Consider the following 17,726-nt stretch of genomic DNA (forward strand, 5'->3'; position numbering starts at 1 on the left):
GATATGGTTAAACTGCAAACTAATTTTGGCGCGATAACTCTCGAACTCGACAGTGAAAAAGCGCCGGAAACCGTACAAAATTTCCTCAATTATGTCTCCAGCGGATTTTACGACAATACATTGTTCCATCGTGTCATTGACGATTTCATGATTCAGGGTGGCGGTTTTGCGCCCGGAATGAAACAAAAACCGACCCAGCCGCCCATCCACAATGAAGCTGCCAATGGTTTACGCAACGACGCCTATACGATTGCCATGGCAAGAACGGCCGATGTTCATTCTGCAACCGCGCAGTTTTTTATCAATGTAACCAGCAACGGTTTCCTCAACTATAAATCGCCATCACCGCAAGGGTATGGTTATTGCGTTTTCGGCAAAGTCGTCGAGGGTCAAGATGTCGTGGATAAAATTAAAAAAGTCAAAACTGGTGATTATGCCGGGCATCAGAATGTCCCGTTGGAAGATGTCATTATTGAGAAAGCCGAAGTGATTTAATCACGGGAAAAGCAAAGCAAGCTTTCTCAAACCCCGGATAGTTAATGGCGTCAGTCGCTGACGACTTGAGATTCAGCCCAATCCCCGCGCCAAATCGGTTTGCAAATCCTGAACGGACTCTAATCCGACCGCAATGCGCAGCAGCCCGTCGGTTATCCCGGCGGCGTCCCGGGCTTCCTGGCTAATCCGTGCATGCGTCGTGGTTGCTGGATGCGTCAACGTACTTTTTGCATCCCCCAAGTTTGCGGTGATAGAAATCAATTGGGTTGAATCAATGACACGCCACGCGGCCTCCCGCCCTCCTTTAACTTCGAACGAAACAATCCCGCCTCCCGATTTTTGTTGGCGTTTTGCCAAATCGTGCTGCGGATGCGATTCCAAGCCGGGATAAAATATGCGTGTCACATTCGAGTGCTTCTCGAGCCATTGCGCCATTTTCAAGGCATTTTCGGAATGTGCCTCTACACGGATTTTAAGTGTCTCCAATCCTTTCAGAATGACCCAAGCATTGAAGGCGCTCAATGTCGGACCGGCAGTTCGCAAGAAACCGAACACACCACCATCCATCAATAACTCCCGTTTTCCGAGTACCGCACCACCCAAAACTCTCCCTTGCCCATCGAGATATTTGGTGGCGGAATGAATAACAATATCCGCTCCCAATTCAAGCGGTTTTTGTAAGATCGGCGTACAGAAGCAGTTATCCACAACCAGCCAGGCACCAGCCATTCTCGCGATACGGGCCAATTCCGCGATATCTGAAATTTCCGTTAATGGATTGGAGGGCGTTTCCATGAAAAAAAGCTTGGTATTCGGCCGTATCGCGCTTCGCCAGGCATCAACATCCGTCGCGGACACAAAAGTCGTATCAATATTAAACTTCTTCAGAATGTTGTTAAATAAATTGACGGTTGCGCCAAATAAGCTTTGCGAAGCGACGATATGATCTCCGGCGGATAGTAATCCCATGGTGCAGGCTAAAATCGCCGACATGCCCGATGATGTTGCAATGCAGGTTTCCGCTCCCTCCAACACTGCCAGGCGTTCTTCAAATGCGGTTACGGTTGGATTGGTAAATCGTGAGTAAATATTGCCTGGCTCGCTGCCGGAAAAACGGGCGGCCGCTTGAGCTGCACTATCAAACACAAAACTGGAAGTCAAATACATTGCTTCAGAATGCTCATGGAATTGACTGCGATGAATGCCGGTATGTAATGCGAGCGTTTCTGGTTGCAAATTATCTGACATATATATTTGAGGCTTTGAAAATTAAATGGAAATTACATTAGATTGTTACACTTGTTTGGGAAAACACATTTCTTAGATAGTTACTGCATTGATTCTAATCGGAAAAAACCAAACTCAAATCCAATTGCGTTTTCGACTGCGCGAGCGATAGCGGTTGATTGGAATTTCTTTGCAATTCCAAAGTTTTGAGATATTCATGCGTCACATCGCCGGTAATATAAACACCATTGAAACATGATGTTTCAAAGTTCTGCACCACAGGCGACACCTTGGATACCGCATGCGTCAGAGCTTCCAAATCCTGGAATATCAGGTAATCCGCACCAATCTCTTCGCATATTTCTTCCGCTGTCCGGTCTGTAGCGATCAATTCTTGCCGGGTCGGCATGTCGATACCGTACACATTGGGATATCGCACCGGCGGAGCGGCGGAAGCAAAAAAGATCTTGTTGGCACCCGCATCCCGCGCCATTTGAACGATTTCCCGGCTGGTAGTGCCCCGCACAATCGAATCGTCGATCAGTAAAACATTCTTGCCGCGAAATTCAATATTCATGGCGTTCAATTTCTGTCGCACCGATTTACGCCTTTGTTGCTGCCCTGGCATGATGAAAGTACGTCCGACATATCGATTCTTGATAAAACCTTCCCGGAATTCGATGCCTAAGTGATTGGCAAGCTGCAGCGCACTGGGGCGGCTGGAGTCCGGAATTGGAATAACAACGTCAATGTCCAGATGATGCATGGTTTTCTTAATTTTTTCCGCGAGCTGTTCGCCCATATTCAAGCGGGTTTCGTAGACGGAAATCCCATCCATGACAGAATCGGGGCGGGCTAAATAAACGTATTCGAATATGCACGGATTCAGAGAAAACTGGGTTGCGCATTGCTTATTATAAAAATTACCGTCTTCATCGATAAAAATCGCTTCACCCGGCGCAACATCCCGAATCAATTTAAAACCCAAGGTATCCAGTGCAACACTCTCCGATGCGATCAGATATTCATCACCCAGCTCATTTTCCGCAGTGCCGAAGACCAGCGGCCGGATGCCATAAGGATCGCGAAAAGCTAATAACCCATAGCCGGCGATCATGGCTATGACCGCATAGGCGCCTCTGCATCGTTTATGCACGCCGGCAACCGCTGCGAAAATTGCCGCCGGATCAAGCTGGCAATTTTTGGTGCTCTCCTGCAGTTCGTGCGCCAGAACATTCAGCAAAACCTCCGAATCCGAGTTCGTATTGACATGCCGCAGATCCGTTTTAAAAAGTTCCTGATTGAGCTGCTCAGCATTGGTTAGATTGCCATTGTGACTCAATACGATTCCAAAGGGAGAATTGACATAAAACGGCTGTGCTTCGGCGGGCGAATTAGCAGACCCTGCGGTCGGATAACGCACATGACCGATACCGATATTCCCCGATAAGGCGCGCATATTTCTGGTACGAAACACGTCACGGACTAAGCCCAGCCCTTTGTGCATATGAAATGTATTACCTTGCGCAGTCACAATGCCGCTTGCATCTTGCCCGCGATGCTGCAGCATTAACAACCCATCATACAGAAGTTGATTCGCCGGAGATTTTGCAACAATACCGAGAATTCCGCACATAGAGATGCTCCGTTGGTTTTGCTTAAATCAGAATTAAATTTGGAATTAGTAAACTTAATTGCCGCGCTACTGTTGCTTTTTTAAAAAACAAAATGAAATCCGGCCATCACGCACACAAGCGCCTAAAAATTTTCTTTTCTTTCAAAACTAATACGTTTTGATAAATCATCGGGCAGCCATGGCAGCACTTGGGTCGCGATCGATTCCAAAGGACCGCTTAATAAGGCTTGATGCCAGAAAACCTGGTTTGGAATTGTCGTCAGACCTGCCATCAAAACCAGTAAAATTACTATCGCCAACGCCCGGATAAACCCGAAAACCGAACCAAGCAACCGATCAATAAACCCCAATCCGATGCCCTTAATCAAGGCGGACAGCAACATCGTCGCGAGCGCCGTGATCAACAAGACTGCAAGAAACGTTACAACAAAAGCAATGGCATAACGCAAGGTTTCACCGACAATCTCGCCGGGTAAAAACTGCTCCGTTAACGAAGAGTAGGAGCTAGCCGCAATAAAAGCAACAATCCAACCGGCAATGGACAATCCTTCACGGACAAATCCACGCAGAATACTCAATACAATCGATACTAAAAAAATAGCGGAAACAACATAATCAAAAACGGTCATCAGTCGTGATAAATACTATCTTGTTAATTGATTAGCATAAATAATTGCGATACCGGCTCATCTTGGCACCACGACGCCATCCAGACCAAGTGCTTTCAATTTTTTTATTTCCCCATCCGCAGCGCTTCGAGTGGGAAACGGGCCTGTTCGCACACGCGTCACTTGATTGCCATTGATAACCAATGATTCGGTATATGCCTTGAAACCGTTCGCCAACAGCAGCGCTTGCTGCAATTTGGCTTTTTCCGGATCCGAAAATGCGCCTAGCTGAACCACAAATCCTTTGGCCGCATCAGGAGCTTGAATCGGCGCAATAGTGGTTGCCGGCACACTTGGTGCGCTTGGCGGCGGCGTACTCGGTGTCACTATACTAACATTTGTAGTCGTTGCCGCCGCAGGAGGGGGTGATGTAATTCTGACCGGAACTGCTTGCCGTTCGAATTTTGGTTTGATTCCGGGAATCGGGATACGTTTTTGCAGATTCGCTGATTCAACCTGTTCATCCCTGCCCGGCAATGTAATCGTGGATTTTTCTTGCAGTTCCGCTGGATCCATCGCATTCAACGATTCAATGTTGATTGCAGAATCTTCTTTTGGTAACGATACAGCTTTGCTTGCATTTCTGTTCGCTTCCGGCAAATTAATTGCGATCTCGTGCTTTTCCGTTTCCGGCTTGGGCTCGTCGAAGATTGCAGGCAACACGATAATAGAAATCAGAACCAGAACGATAGCGCCGACTAACCGCCTTCTCGCGCGTTTTCGCAGTAATAATTCTTCTTCGCTGATATTTTTGTTCATTTGAAATATCCGGTTACTACGCTCGGGATGGCATATGCAGATGATTCAGCACATCACCAACCGCGTAGAAAGATCCAAATATGCAAATTCTATCATTTTTGGACGCTTGTTCACAGGCAAAAGCATAAGCTTCAACGCCATCAGAAAAGCGGTATATTGGCAGGTCCCCGCCTGGAAAACCGGTATTGCGGATCTCTTGTTCGATATATTCGACGGACGCAGCACGCGGCGATTGAATGGGAAAGAGCAACCAGACATCGATTTCGTCTTTCAGCTTTTGTACGACACCCTGAATATCTTTATCCTGCAGCATCGAAAACACTGCGTAAGTCCGCCCGGCACACGGGGTCGCAGCCAAATTTTGCGCCAGGACTGCAGCAGCGGCAGGATTATGCGCGACATCCAGGATGATCATCGGTTGGGTTGAAACAACTTGAAATCTACCCGGCACAGTCGCTTTGATCAATCCTTGGCGGATAGCATTCATATTAACCGGCAACAACTCATGAATCGCATCCAGAGCCGCTAGGCACGCGCTTGCATTTTGGAGCTGCTTACTGCCCCGCAAAGCGGGAACGGGTAATGAATAACGCCATCCCTTGGTTCCCCAAAAATCCCATTGCTTATCCTTGGATTGAAAGCCGAATTCTTTTGAAAATCTACTCAATTGCGCGCCAATTTTTGTGGCATGCTGATACACAGAGTCCGGCACATCGGTATCCGCACAAATGGCCGGCTTGCCATGCCGGAAAATCGCAGCTTTCTCGAATCCGATTTTTTCCCGCGTGTCACCCAGATACTCGATGTGATCCAGATCGATACTGGTTAGAATGGCGCAATCCGGATCAAAAATGTTAACCGCATCGAGACGTCCGCCTAAGCCAATCTCAAGAACCGCCACATCGACGCGCGCTTGAACAAACAAATACATCGCAGCGAGGGTACCGAACTCAAAGAAAGTTAACGATGTGTGGCAGTTCCGCCGCGCGGCTTCCACTTGCGCAAAAGCCTGACAAAGACTCGCGTTTTCGATATCTTGCCCATCGATTCGAATCCGTTCGTTGAATCGAATCAAATGGGGAGAAGTATAACATCCGGTTTTATAACCCGCGCTCTGGAGAATCGCTTCAAGCATCGCGCAAACGGAGCCTTTGCCATTGGTGCCACCGACTGTAATGACCGGAAATTGAGGAATTAACCCCAGCTCGGACCGGACATTGGCTACCCGTTCCAGCCCCATTTCGATGACGCTCGGATGCAGCGATTCGAGGTAACGCAACCAATCCTCGAGTGATTCCGCCGTTACACCCGGAACATCCATATGCATGAATCTATAAGAAAAGTTATCTTAACGGAACGGGAATACGCATCAGTTGCGTACAGAGATTGACGAGCTTGTCGCCCATTTGGCGGCGATCGACAATCATGTCGACCGCTCCGTGTTGCAGCAGAAATTCCGCACGTTGAAAACCATCAGGCAGCGTTTGCCGGACAGTCTGCTCAATGACGCGCGGCCCGGCGAATCCGATCAGTGCGCCCGGTTCGGCGATTACGACATCCCCGATAAAGGCAAAACTGGCAGACACGCCGCCCATCGTCGGATCCGTCAATACCGAAATAAAAGGTAATTTGTTGTGGCTCAGACGTGTCAAAGCCGCCGTTGTTTTCGCCATTTGCATCAGGGAAAACAATCCTTCCTGCATCCGCGCACCGCCGCTGGCACTAAAGCAAATAAAAGGAAGATGGTGATCGATACAGGTTTTAACGCCACGCACAAACCGCTCCCCCACGACCGACCCCATGGAACCGCCCATAAAACCGAATTCGAATACCGCGACAACGACCGGCATGGTTTTGATAGCACCCTGCATGACCACTAAAGAATCATTTTCATCGGTACTTTCCTGGGCTTGTGTCAGCCGATCGACATAGCGCTTACTGTCTTTAAACTTCAGAATATCCGTTGCAATCACTTCAGCACCGATTTCACGCCGGCCTTCCGGATCGAGCAAGAAATCCAGCCTGTCTCTGGCAGAAATACGATTATGGTAGTCACATTTTGGGCAAACATTCAGATTCTTGGCCAAATCGGTATAGTACAGGACCGCCTCACAATTGTTGCATTTACTCCATAATCCTTCGGGTACGATTTTCTTCTCACCGGCTTCTTTTCTTTTGATTTTTGGAGGAATGATATTCTGGAACCAGCTCATAACGAATGTATCCTAACGCGCGAGTGTTTGATTACTTCAATTCTCATCAATTGCTTTACGCAGTGTATTTAGCAGATGACCAACTTTATCCAATATTTCCGCTTCTGTTGACTTCTCAATTTCTTCGATAATCCGGCTACCGACCACGACAGCATCCGCCAACCCTGCAACTGCCTTTGCGGTTGCGCCATCGCGAATACCAAACCCTACCCCGATCGGTAGCGAAATATATTGCCGCAGCGTTGTCAGCATGTTGCTGACATCTTGCAAATCAAGATGCGATGCGCCGGTAACACCTTTAAGCGACACATAATAAACATAACCGCGAGCCATTTTTGCCACTTGTTCAATACGCTGTTGCGGTGTCGTGGGCGACAACAAAAAGATCGCGTCGATTCCTTGCTGGTCGAGACATTCCACCCATTTCTCCGATTCTTCCGGCGGATAATCCACGATCAGAATACCATCGACACCGCACTGTTTGGCTCTGGCGGCAAAGAATTCGTAACCCATCGCCTCCACAGGATTGGCATATCCCATCAGGACAACCGGCGTATCCGAATTCGTTTGTCTGAATTCACTGACCATGCTGAGTACGTCGTTTAAACTGACATGGTGTTTCAGCGCACGCTCTGACGATCTCTGAATAGTGGGTCCGTCGGCCATTGGATCCGAAAAAGGAATTCCCAATTCGATGATATCCGCACCCGAGTGAACTAATTGGTGCATGAGCGGCACCGTTACTTGCGGATTGGGATCGCCCGCCGTGACAAACGGGATCAGCGCCTTACGATTTTGCCTTTTTAAGGTATTGAATGTTTGCGCGATACGATTTGACTTCTCAGTATCGCTACTGCCATTGAAATAATTCAGCAAGCTGTTAATAAAACTCATTTAGTAATCCGATTGGAATTCTTTCCAGAAGATTAAAATTGAAAATACGAATGTCTTCATTAAAGCGTCAAACCTGACATTTGCGCAACTGTCGCCATGTCCTTATCGCCCCTTCCGGAGAGATTAACCAGCAATAGCTTGTCCTTGGATAATGTCGGCGCGTATTTGGCGGCATAGGCCAGCGCATGACTGGATTCCAGCGCCGGCATAATGCCTTCGTAGCGGCATAAGGTATGAAATGCTTCCAAAGCTTCATCATCGGTAATCGCGACATATTCGGCGCGGCCACAATCCTTGAGCCAAGCATGTTCGGGACCCACGCCCGGATAATCCAAACCGGCCGAGATTGAATGTGTTTCGATAATCTGACCGTTTTCATCTTGAATCAAGTAAGTGCGATTGCCATGCAATACACCAGGCTTCCCGGTCGATAACGTCGCTGCATGCAGGTTGGTTTCGATGCCTTTTCCGGCTGCCTCGACACCGATCAAGCGGACACTGGCATCGTTAATATACGGATAAAACAGACCGATCGCGTTGGAACCGCCGCCAACACAGGCTATCAACGCATCCGGCTGGCGTTGAAAATCTTCCTGCATTTGCACTTTAGCCTCTGTTCCAATCACAGCCTGGAAATCCCTGACCATCATCGGATAAGGATGAGGTCCGGCGACGGTACCGATAATATAAAAGGTATTTTCAACATTGGTGACCCAATCCCGCATCGCTTCATTCAGCGCATCTTTCAATGTCCGGGATCCCGATTCGACCGGCACCACGGTCGCACCCAGCAATTTCATGCGGTACACATTCGTCGCTTGCCGTTTGACATCTTCGGAACCCATGTAAACCACGCATTCCATACCATAACGTGCTGCTACAGTGGCGCTGGCGACGCCGTGCTGCCCCGCGCCGGTCTCAGCGATCACGCGTTTCTTGCCCATGCGCCGGGCTAATAGCGCCTGCCCGATGGTGTTGTTAATTTTATGCGCCCCGGTGTGATTCAAATCTTCGCGCTTTAACAGGATTTGCGCGCCGCCTAAATGTTCGGACCAGCGCTTGGCATGATAGATCGGACTGGGGCGGCCTACGTAATGCTTTAATTCATAAGCGAACTCTGCCTGAAAATCAGGGTCGTCACGGTAAAATTCGTACTGTTTCCGCAAATCTTCCAATGCTGAAATGAGCGTTTCAGCAACAAAGATGCCTCCATACGGACCAAAATGACCATCTCTACTAGGAAGATCATAAGCATTCACAGTTCTTTACTCCTTGCATGAAAGCAATAATTTTATTCTTGTCTTTGATACCTTTAGCTGCTTCAACGCCGCTTGAGACATCCACTGCCCAAGGTTTCGTTTGCTTAATCGCCATCGCAACATTATCTGGATTCAAACCACCGGACAGAATGAACGGAACGGACAGATTCTCTGGAATGAGGTGCCAATCAAACACGTGCCCGGTACCACCCGGCATGCCTTCGGTAAAAGTATCCAGCAATAAACCCTTTGCAGTACGGTAACGCTCTGCGTATTGTAGCAAATCTGTGTCTGATTTGACTCGAATTGCTTTGATATAGGGTTGAGAAAATTGATTGCAAAAATCCGGCGATTCGTTGCCATGAAATTGCAACAGATTGAGTTTAGCTGCCCGTGCAGTTTCTTTGACCCAAGCGGCATCGGGATCGACGTACACGCCGACGGTACATACAAAAGGTGGAATCAACGCACTAATCCGTCCGGCTGATTCAGGATCAATATTGCGCGCGCTCTTATGCCAAAAAACAAAGCCAATTGCATCCACCCCCGATTGAATTGCTGCCTCAGCATCTTCAATCCGGGTTATTCCACATACTTTTACACGCACTGACATGAGAATCGAAGGTCGTTTTTTAATTAATGCTACCGGAGTACGCCATTTGAAATAATTGGAAAGTCGGAAAATTCCGGAATCAACCAACTTGGGTCGTATCTTACACCGGCTAAATACAAACCAGCGGCGGAAAAAGTTGGCGCCGCAAACGTCCGGTTTTTGTGTTGAAGAAGTTCGTCGATCCAGTCGGCAGAATACTTTCCTTTTCCGATATAAACAAGGCAACCGATAATATTTCGTACCATATGATGAAGGAAAGAATTCGCCCGCAAATCAAAAACTACAAGATTTCCTTGGCGGACGATGTTCAAATGGGTAATGGTTCTTACCGGAGATTTCGCTTGGCACTCGGCGGCCCTGAAAGATGAAAAATCATGCTCCCCGACTAGAAGTTTCCCTGCCGCTTGCATTGTCTCCAATTCCAGCGGCACATGAAACCAGCCAACTTTATTGTGATGAACCCCAGGTCTGGCCGATTGGTTCAATAAAAAATACAGATATCGCCTTTCAACCGCACTATAGCGCGCATGAAAATCATCAGGAACTTCGCCGGCCCACAAGATCGAAATATCCTCGGGCAGGAAAGCATTAACACCCCGCACCCAGGCACTCAGGGGGCGGCTGGTCAATGTATCAAAATGCACGACTTGATAAAACGCATGAACACCGGCATCTGTCCTGCCTGCCGTAACAATCCGGATATCTTCCTTCGCTATTGCAGACAGTGCCTTTTCAACCGCATCTTGAATTGCGCAAGACTCTGATTGACTTTGCCAGCCACAATAGTTACTGCCGTCATATTCCAAGACTAATACGATACGCACAATTGAAAGATTATTTTTACCAATTGACCACGATCCGTGATCAGTCTTCTCGTTTATATCCCTACAAGCTCTTCAACATTTTTTTGGCAATTTTTATCTGTTTCGCATCGCCATCGCGAATGACTTCTTCCAGCATTTCCCGAGCGCCTTCTTTGTCATCCATTTCTTGGTAAGCTTTTGCCAGATCAAGTTTTGTTTCAACTTCCTGCCATTGCTCGCTATTGGTTTCCAAGTCTGCCGCTTGTTCCACTGACTCAGTCTGATTGGGTTCTTCGAGATCCAAGCTGATATCAGCAAGGTCAACAGCCGGAATCTCAGGCGCAGATTCACTTGCGGTCTCCGGCTGCTCAAAGTCAATTGCGTCGCTTATCAAATTCGATTCATCACTTTGCAGCGAATCTGCTTTACTGATCGTGGAATTATCGCCGTCCAAATCCAAGCTTGCAGAATCAAACTCCAGAATAATCTCATCCTGGTTCGTATCCGCATCAGTGGTTGCAGCACGCATTGAATCATCATCAGACGCTGCATCGGCAGCAACAACGTCGAGTGAATAGTCCAAGCTCCCGGTATCTTCAGCTAATTGGCTGACTTCATCTTCTTCGGATGATTGAGATAGCGCTCGTTTTGTTTCTTCTTCGGATCCGGTATCGAGATCGAAATCAATTTCATTGGAGAAATCCGTAGCTGAGGCAACTGAAGCGGATTCTATCGGCTCACTATCATCTTCAGGAGTTTCCTCGACTAATGCGGAATCCAGCGGCTGTTCCTCCAGCAGCGGCTCCGCGCCGGATTCATCGTCAGTTGCTTCGGCGATCAGACCGGCCGTTCCTTCATCGCTTGCTTCATGTTCCACAAAGCCGGTATCGCCATGATCGAAATCATCCTCCCGGTCAGCCGGTTCCGGGAAAGAACTGATATTTTCGTAAGTCAGTTCTTCGTCGCCGGAATCCGAAGCAGTGAGCGGATCATCGTCATCTGCAGCCGCTGACGCTGCCGCTGTAGCGGCGGATGCACCGGCCATCCCTGCCATTCTAGAGCGCATGGTGGAAGAAAATCCTTGTTTTTCAATATCTTCTTCGTCATCTCCCTCGAATTGTTTTTTGCGTCTTCTAATAATCAGAAGCATCAATAACAGCAACAGAATCGATGCGCCGGCGATATATTCCATATATTCGAACAGCAATTCGATCAAGCCCGGCGATTGTTCTTCCTCAACCGGAAGAGGCACGGGACTGACAGTCGTCATTGCTTCCTGAGGGGGCTGTGCTAGCTCGCCATGTTCCGGTTGCGGAGGTAGAGAATGGGTCTCCGGCTCCATTTTTGTTTCTGCAGGTAAATCAATCGCAATAGGCGGTTGCGCTTCCGGTTTTAAAGTACCGGCAGGCAACGATTCTGCGTTCACCTGGGCTTGCGCCAGAACCGAATCTTTCAATTCCAGCAAATGTTTGAGGTTCGCAATGCTTTTTTCTAGCATGGCGACGCGTTCGTTAGCTTCTTTTAATGCCAGATTTCTTGCAATCGCATCCTCTTCCATCATGCGCAAACGGTCAACCAAACTCGAATCCGCAGCCTGGTCATCCTTATCCAGCTGCGTACCACTCGATAACTTCAGTACTTCTTTAGGCGCATCGGCGGCCATTGATTTCTTATCAATAGTAGTCGTGATTTGCCCTTGATCCGATTGACTAACCGTATGCGTTGTCGATGATTCTCTGCTGGCAGTCGCCAATTTTGCCTGATATTGCCGCCAATCATTAGTCTGCATCTTGATTTCGGCGCTTGCGGTCGCGGTATCGATTGCAGCAATTTCATCTTGATCCGGAATATTCAGAATCGCGCCGGCCTTGAGCAAATTCATATTGTTGGCAATAAATGCGTCGCGATTGGCGCGATGGAGCGCTACCAGCATTTGGTTCAGGTTGACTCCCGGCGGCAATACCCGGCGTGCTATCGACGATAGCGTATCTCCTCGGCTAACCGGCCCGTAAGTTTTAGCGCTATCACGCCCTCTGGTTCGCGCAGCCGGTTTGAAATCGCCTTTGGTTTCCGTCGCTTTATCCGCTTCCAGTCTGGATGTAGTAATTTGCGTCGCGGGACTCGCCGATGCAGCGGCAAAATTTTGCGTGGTTGATTCAACCGGATCAAGCAATACAGTGTATTCACGCAGAATCTTGCCGGATGACCAGCTTAATTCAATCAGAACCATTAAAAATGGATCATTCACGGCTTGCGGAGAAGTTAGCTTGACGTAAGGATTGCCATTAATCCTCGATTCCACCGACACCCTGACAGTCGATAGGACCGATTCGTAGCTGATGCCCGCTTGAGCAAACGCTTCCCGGGTTGCGATACTGGCTTTTAGAGTTGGAACCTCATCACTACTGGCCGTGACTATGTCAATTTCGGCATTTAAAGGCTGCCCTAATGCCGAATTAAGCGTCAGCTTGCCAAGTCCTGCGGCATAAATGGCAGCCGGTAACATCAGGATGATTACAAACAAGCTTACTCTAAAAGATGTTTTATACACTGAAGTACCCTCTCAAGTTTTTGAAAATTAATATCGGAAGGCTAGCATTGCGGCGTAATCATACAAGCCGGAATTATGCGTTAAATAATAGGCTAATTTCTTTTATGCAAACTCTGAAAGTTATTCAATATTCAAGGATTATTAACTGATTACAGCAATTTAATGCTCAATCAATATTCGCAACATTCTTCGTAACGGTTCGGCTGCTCCCCACAGCAACTGATCACCGACCGTGAATACCGACAAATATTCATTACCCATCGCCAGCTTGCGCAACCGGCCGACTGGAATGGATAGCGTGCCGGTTACTGCCGCCGGCGTTAAACTCGCAGTCGTTGCTTCTCGTTCGTTAGGTACCACATGCACCCAATCGTTGGAGTGTGCGATAACGTCTTCAATCTCATCCAGCGGCACATCCTGTTTTAATTTGATCGTTAAAGCCTGGCTATGGCAGCGCATCGCGCCGACGCGCACACAGATTCCATCGACGGGGATTTGCCGGTTGCTTCTTCCAAGAATCTTGTTGGTTTCGGCCTGACCTTTCCATTCTTCACGGCTTTGCCCGTTGGCGACTTCTTTGTCAATCCAGGGTATCAAGCTGCCGGCCAATGGCACCCCGAAATTTTCTTTGGGAAAGTTTTTATCGCGCAAGGTACCGGCAACTTCCCGGTCAATATCCAGAATGCTGGAGGCAGGGTTATCCAGCAAATCCTTTGCGACACGATGCGCTTCACCCATTTGCTGCAATAATTCACGCATGTTCTTTGCGCCGGCGCCGGAAGCCGCTTGGTAGGTCATCGCGCTCATCCATTCCACCATGCCTTTTTCGAAAAGACCGCCGACAGCCATCAGCATCAGACTGACCGTACAATTTCCACCGATGTAATTTTTCACCCCGTCATGCAGCGCTTGCTCGATCACCGGCTTGTTGACCGGATCCAAAATAATCACGGCGTCTTTATCCATCCGCAAGGCCGAAGCTGCATCGATCCAGTAGCCTTGCCAGCCCGCTTGGCGCAACTGTTTGAAGACTTGATTGGTATAATCGCCGCCTTGGCAAGAAATGATGATATCCATCGCACTCAGTTGATCGACGTCGAATGCATCTTTAAGCGCGGGTATTTCCTTACCTATGTCGGGACCCGCGCCACCCTTCTGCGAAGTTGTAAAAAAAACGGGATCGATCAGAGAAAAATCCTCTTCTTCCCGCATTCTTTGCATTAATACCGAACCCACCATGCCACGCCAACCGACAAAACCGACTTGTTTCATTGCAAATCTCTTATTCAAAAAATACAACCTATTAAATACGAATCATCATATTAGCTTACTTTGCCAATAGATAACAATTAATTAGCGCATCTATTTCACTTCAATTATTGAATCACCGCGAAAAAACCTCACATCAACTGCAATACCGCATCACCCATCGCTTTTGTGCCAACGGACTTCATTCCAGGCTCATCGATATCTTTTGTCCGGTAGCCTGATGCCAGCACCTTTTTAACTGCATTCTCAATCCGTTGCGCAGCCTCTTCTTGATTGAAGGTGTAACGCAACATCATCGCCACCGACAAAATAGTCGCCAATGGATTGGCCAGATCTTTACCCGCAATATCCGGCGCCGACCCATGAATCGGTTCATACAGCCCTTTATTGTTTTCATCCAGTGAAGCCGATGGCAGCATGCCGATCGAACCGGTCAGCATTGATGCTTCGTCCGACAAAATATCACCGAACATATTACCGGTGACGATCACGTCAAATTGTTTGGGATTACGCACCAGTTGCATCGCGGCGTTATCAACCAGCATATGGGATAGTGTTACTTGCGGGTATTGTTGCGCCACTTCCGATACGACATCACGCCACAACTGTGTGCATTCCAGCACATTCATTTTATCCACTGAGCATAATTTTCCTTGCCGTTTGGCCGCTGCTTGAAATGCCACATGCGCGATTCTTCTTATTTCGGATTCACTATAAATCATTGTGTTAAAACCGACACGTTGCCCATCGCGCGTCTCGATACCACGCGGCTCGCCGAAATAGATATCTCCGGTCAGTTCACGCACAATCATGATATCGAGTCCGGCAACAACGTCATATTTCAGGCTCGAAGCATTGGCAAGTTCCGGATATAAAATAGCAGGACGCAGATTCGCAAACAGATTGAGCGCCTTGCGGATTGCCAAAAGACCTCTTTCAGGACGCTGATGACGCGGCAACGCATCGTATTGCGGCCCCCCCACAGCGCCCAGAAGCACTGCATCCGCTTCGCTTGCCAGACGGTGCGTCGCTTCAGGGTACGGTTCTCCGGTTGCATCCACCGCACAACCGCCGATCAAACCATGCTCCAACTCAATCTCAAGGCCGTCATTTTTAAGATGATCCAGAACTCGTACCGCTTGCGCGACAATTTCAGGCCCGATCCCATCACCTGCCAAAACTGCAATTTTCATCATTATTCAATTATCTAAAAATATTAAAGCTTACACAAACAGCCAAGGCTGCTGTTCGCGCCGTTTTTGCTCAAATTGCTTTATTTTTTCGGCGTGTTGCAAGGTCAGGCCGATCTCATCAAGCCCATTCAGCAAGCAGTGCTTGCGAAACGGATCGATCTCAAACGGATACGCTTCGTGACCGGGAGTCGATACATTTTGATTTTGCAGATCAACCGTCAATTGATAACCAATGGTTGATTTAACTTCATCAAACAACCGATCCATCGCCGTCTCGCTCAAAATGACCGGTAACAGACCTATCTTGAAGCAATTATTAAAAAAAATATCCGCGAAACTGGGCGCAATAATCACCCGGAACCCATAATCCTGCAACGCCCACGGCGCATGCTCGCGGCTCGAACCGCAGCCGAAATTGGCGCGCGCCAGCAAAACCTGCGCCCCCTGATAACGCGGCTGATTCAGCACAAAATCCGGATTGGGCTGGCGCTTCGCCGGATCCATGCCAGGTTCGCCATGATCAAGAAACCGCCATTCGTCGAATAGATTCTGGCCGAAACCGGAACGCTTGATCGATTTTAAGAATTGTTTCGGGATAATGGCATCGGTATCGACATTGGCGCGATCCATCGGAGCCGCCAAACCGGTCAGCGTATGAAATTTTTCCATTGAACTTTATATGAATAGAACAGGTTATTGTTTTACTGCAGCTTGCGCACGTCGACAAAATGCCCTGCCACCGCCGCCGCCGCCGCCATCGCCGGACTCACCAGATGCGTCCGCCCGCCGGGACCTTGCCGGCCTTCAAAATTGCGGTTGGAAGTCGAGGCGCATCGCTCGCCGGGTAACAGCCGGTCATCATTCATCGCCAGACACATCGAGCAACCGGGTTCGCGCCACTCAAAACCCGCCGCCCTGAAAATTTGATCCAGGCCTTCCTGTTCCGCTTGTTGCTTAACCAAACCGGAACCCGGAACCACCAGCGCTTGCTTAATGTTCGCCGCAATATGCTTACCCTTAACGATTTGCGCCGCTGCCCGCAAATCCTCGATGCGAGAATTGGTACACGACCCGATAAATACCTTGTCGATCATAATTTGCTGAATCGGCGTGTTGGCAATCAGCCCCATGTACTTGAGCGCTTGCTGCATATCATGACGTTTCACTTCATCGTTGACCTGCATCGGGTCAGGCACGGTACCATCAATCGTAGTGACCATTTCCGGGGATGTGCCCCAGGTCACTTGCGGTTTAATTTGCGCGGCATCCAGTCTGACCGTCTTATCAAACTGCGCGCCTTCATCGCTATGAAGCGTGCGCCAATACTTGACGGCATTATCCCATCGCTCGCCTTGCGGCGCGAACGGACGCCCTTTGATGTAATCGATGGTGGTATCATCCACAGCCACCATTCCGGCGCGCGCGCCTGCCTCGATCGCCATATTGCATAGCGTCATACGCCCTTCCATCGATAACGCGCGAATCGCGCTGCCGCTGAACTCGATGGCATACCCGGTGCCGCCGGCGGTGCCAATTTCACCGATAACCGCCAGAGCGATATCTTTCGCGGTCATACCGAAACCCAAAACACCTTCCACGGAAATACGCATGGTTTTCGATTTTTTCATCAGCAAACACTGCGTCGCCAGCACATGTTCAACCTCCGATGTGCCGATGCCGAACGCCAGGCATCCGAACGCGCCGTGCGTGCTGGTATGCGAATCCCCGCACACAACTGTCATACCGGGTAACGTCGCGCCTTGCTCCGGCCCGATCACATGAACGATGCCCTGACGCAAATCGCTCATTTTGAATTCGGTAATCCCTAATTCATCGCAATTCTGATCGAGCGTATCAACCTGTAAACGGGAAATGGGATCATGAATGCCATGACTTCGATCAGTCGTCGGCACATTGTGATCCGCAACCGCAAGAATCGAATTCAACCGCCAAGGCTTCCGCCCCGCCAATTTCAAACTTTCAAACGCCTGCGGACTCGTCACCTCATGCACGAGATGACGATCAATATAGATCAATGTCATGCTATGCGGATCGGCGGATTCGGTATGAACCACGTGCTGGTTCCAAAGTTTGTCGTATAACGTTTGCATCTGATCTGGTGAAAATAAAAAAACAAAAAAGAAAA

16 protein-coding genes are annotated in these 17,726 nt (G+C 48.8%); 1 reads left to right on the top strand and 15 read right to left on the bottom strand.

All coding sequences use genetic code 11. From position 1 onward, the window contains the following. The first annotated feature begins 3 nt into the window (after positions 1-3). Positions 4-495 carry a peptidylprolyl isomerase gene (locus RBH92_RS08375; RefSeq protein ID WP_307931648.1) on the top strand — a complete coding sequence of 164 codons (492 nt, stop codon included), beginning with the start codon at positions 4-6 and terminating at the stop codon, positions 493-495. 72 nt (positions 496-567) lie between these two features. On the opposite strand, the gene RBH92_RS08380 is transcribed toward RBH92_RS08375, so the two are convergent. From RBH92_RS08380 to leuC, 15 genes are all read right to left on the bottom strand, one after another. Beyond that, complete coding sequence (locus tag RBH92_RS08380) at positions 568-1,743, bottom strand: O-succinylhomoserine sulfhydrylase (RefSeq protein ID WP_307931649.1); 1,176 nt, start codon at positions 1,741-1,743, stop codon at positions 568-570. A 94-nt stretch (positions 1,744-1,837) separates the two neighbouring features. Next, positions 1,838-3,358, bottom strand: a complete 1,521-nt coding sequence (gene purF / locus RBH92_RS08385) for an amidophosphoribosyltransferase (RefSeq protein ID WP_307931650.1) — start codon at positions 3,356-3,358, stop codon at positions 1,838-1,840. Positions 3,359-3,480: 122 nt separating this feature from the next. Beyond that, complete coding sequence (locus RBH92_RS08390; RefSeq protein ID WP_292923769.1) at positions 3,481-3,987, bottom strand: CvpA family protein; 507 nt, start codon at positions 3,985-3,987, stop codon at positions 3,481-3,483. A 57-nt stretch (positions 3,988-4,044) separates the two neighbouring features. Continuing rightward, on the bottom strand, positions 4,045-4,785 hold the full coding sequence (locus tag RBH92_RS08395) for an SPOR domain-containing protein (protein WP_307931651.1): 741 nt from the start codon (positions 4,783-4,785) through the stop codon (positions 4,045-4,047). A 16-nt stretch (positions 4,786-4,801) separates the two neighbouring features. Then, on the bottom strand, positions 4,802-6,112 hold the full coding sequence (folC, locus tag RBH92_RS08400; protein ID WP_307931652.1) for a bifunctional tetrahydrofolate synthase/dihydrofolate synthase: 1,311 nt from the start codon (positions 6,110-6,112) through the stop codon (positions 4,802-4,804). Between the two features lie 16 nt (positions 6,113-6,128). Then, complete coding sequence (gene accD / locus RBH92_RS08405; RefSeq protein WP_307931653.1) at positions 6,129-6,998, bottom strand: acetyl-CoA carboxylase, carboxyltransferase subunit beta; 870 nt, start codon at positions 6,996-6,998, stop codon at positions 6,129-6,131. Positions 6,999-7,034: 36 nt separating this feature from the next. Beyond that, positions 7,035-7,892, bottom strand: coding sequence for a tryptophan synthase subunit alpha (gene trpA, locus RBH92_RS08410; protein ID WP_307931654.1), 858 nt, complete (start codon positions 7,890-7,892; stop codon positions 7,035-7,037). A 59-nt stretch (positions 7,893-7,951) separates the two neighbouring features. Further along, on the bottom strand, positions 7,952-9,151 hold the full coding sequence (gene trpB, locus RBH92_RS08415; protein WP_307931655.1) for a tryptophan synthase subunit beta: 1,200 nt from the start codon (positions 9,149-9,151) through the stop codon (positions 7,952-7,954). Beyond that, positions 9,138-9,764 carry a phosphoribosylanthranilate isomerase gene (locus RBH92_RS08420; RefSeq protein ID WP_307931656.1) on the bottom strand — a complete coding sequence of 209 codons (627 nt, stop codon included), beginning with the start codon at positions 9,762-9,764 and terminating at the stop codon, positions 9,138-9,140. The genes trpB and RBH92_RS08420 overlap by 14 nt, the downstream gene beginning before the upstream one ends. 29 nt (positions 9,765-9,793) lie before the next feature. After that, the gene (truA, locus tag RBH92_RS08425; protein ID WP_307931657.1) at positions 9,794-10,588 is read right to left on the bottom strand and encodes a tRNA pseudouridine(38-40) synthase TruA; all 795 of its coding nucleotides are present in this window, start codon (positions 10,586-10,588) and stop codon (positions 9,794-9,796) included. A gap of 61 nt (positions 10,589-10,649) precedes the next feature. After that, positions 10,650-13,091 carry a FimV/HubP family polar landmark protein gene (locus tag RBH92_RS08430; RefSeq protein WP_307931658.1) on the bottom strand — a complete coding sequence of 814 codons (2,442 nt, stop codon included), beginning with the start codon at positions 13,089-13,091 and terminating at the stop codon, positions 10,650-10,652. A 186-nt stretch (positions 13,092-13,277) separates the two neighbouring features. Next, entirely contained in the window at positions 13,278-14,390 is a 1,113-nt protein-coding gene (gene asd, locus RBH92_RS08435) for an aspartate-semialdehyde dehydrogenase (RefSeq protein ID WP_292923759.1), read from the bottom strand. A 128-nt stretch (positions 14,391-14,518) separates the two neighbouring features. Next, positions 14,519-15,580 carry a 3-isopropylmalate dehydrogenase gene (gene leuB, locus RBH92_RS08440; RefSeq protein ID WP_307933949.1) on the bottom strand — a complete coding sequence of 354 codons (1,062 nt, stop codon included), beginning with the start codon at positions 15,578-15,580 and terminating at the stop codon, positions 14,519-14,521. Between the two features lie 30 nt (positions 15,581-15,610). Then, positions 15,611-16,249 (bottom strand): 3-isopropylmalate dehydratase small subunit, encoded by a 639-nt coding sequence (gene leuD / locus RBH92_RS08445; RefSeq protein ID WP_307931659.1) that lies wholly within the window; start codon positions 16,247-16,249, stop codon positions 15,611-15,613. A 32-nt stretch (positions 16,250-16,281) separates the two neighbouring features. Further along, complete coding sequence (gene leuC / locus RBH92_RS08450; RefSeq protein WP_307931660.1) at positions 16,282-17,691, bottom strand: 3-isopropylmalate dehydratase large subunit; 1,410 nt, start codon at positions 17,689-17,691, stop codon at positions 16,282-16,284. Positions 17,692-17,726: the final 35 nt, after the last annotated feature.

Origin of the sequence: Nitrosomonas sp. sh817 (assembly GCF_030908545.1) — a bacterium.
In the GTDB taxonomy this organism is placed as follows: Bacteria; Pseudomonadota; Gammaproteobacteria; order Burkholderiales; family Nitrosomonadaceae; genus Nitrosomonas.

Bases quoted from the DNA above. Each gene is read 5' to 3' on its own strand.
- RBH92_RS08375 (WP_307931648.1), top strand. From the start codon at position 4: ATGGTTAAACTGCAAACTAATTTTGGCGCGATAACTCTCGAACTCGAC.
- trpA (WP_307931654.1), bottom strand. From the start codon at position 7,892: ATGAGTTTTATTAACAGCTTGCTGAATTATTTCAATGGCAGTAGCGAT.
- RBH92_RS08395 (WP_307931651.1), bottom strand. From the start codon at position 4,785: ATGAACAAAAATATCAGCGAAGAAGAATTATTACTGCGAAAACGCGCG.
- folC (WP_307931652.1), bottom strand. From the start codon at position 6,112: ATGCATATGGATGTTCCGGGTGTAACGGCGGAATCACTCGAGGATTGG.
- accD (WP_307931653.1), bottom strand. From the start codon at position 6,998: ATGAGCTGGTTCCAGAATATCATTCCTCCAAAAATCAAAAGAAAAGAA.
- leuB (WP_307933949.1), bottom strand. From the start codon at position 15,580: ATGAAAATTGCAGTTTTGGCAGGTGATGGGATCGGGCCTGAAATTGTC.
- asd (WP_292923759.1), bottom strand. From the start codon at position 14,390: ATGAAACAAGTCGGTTTTGTCGGTTGGCGTGGCATGGTGGGTTCGGTA.
- purF (WP_307931650.1), bottom strand. From the start codon at position 3,358: ATGTGCGGAATTCTCGGTATTGTTGCAAAATCTCCGGCGAATCAACTT.
- leuC (WP_307931660.1), bottom strand. From the start codon at position 17,691: ATGCAAACGTTATACGACAAACTTTGGAACCAGCACGTGGTTCATACC.
- RBH92_RS08380 (WP_307931649.1), bottom strand. From the start codon at position 1,743: ATGTCAGATAATTTGCAACCAGAAACGCTCGCATTACATACCGGCATT.
- RBH92_RS08420 (WP_307931656.1), bottom strand. From the start codon at position 9,764: ATGTCAGTGCGTGTAAAAGTATGTGGAATAACCCGGATTGAAGATGCT.
- leuD (WP_307931659.1), bottom strand. From the start codon at position 16,249: ATGGAAAAATTTCATACGCTGACCGGTTTGGCGGCTCCGATGGATCGC.
- RBH92_RS08390 (WP_292923769.1), bottom strand. From the start codon at position 3,987: ATGACCGTTTTTGATTATGTTGTTTCCGCTATTTTTTTAGTATCGATT.